General features: G+C 44.8%; 1 protein-coding gene. It reads right to left on the minus strand.

Annotated features, from left to right (window positions below; genetic code table 11):
- Positions 1–261, minus strand: a 261-nt coding sequence (locus ACR9ZK_RS22395; RefSeq protein ID WP_481344132.1) for a cupin domain-containing protein, incomplete at both ends; no start/stop codon positions are given.

Here is a 261-nt window from a genome sequence, read left to right on the forward strand (position 1 = left end):
TCAATAGACTCATAAACACCGTTGTTAAATCCGATCAATACTTTACAAACTGTATCTCCTGTATTTTTAATGTAATGTCTGGCGCCCATCGGAACGTAGCCGACATCTCCTGCATTAAACTGTTCCGTAACAATCGTTCCTTCGGCTAAGAAAACCGACATCTCTGCCTGCCCGGAAATGAAATACTGCCATTCATCAGCATTTGGATGCCAGTGCATTTCTCTCAAAGCACCCGGCTGTAATTCCAGAACGGAACCCGCC

This window comes from Monashia sp. HAY1-5C, assembly GCF_056755255.1.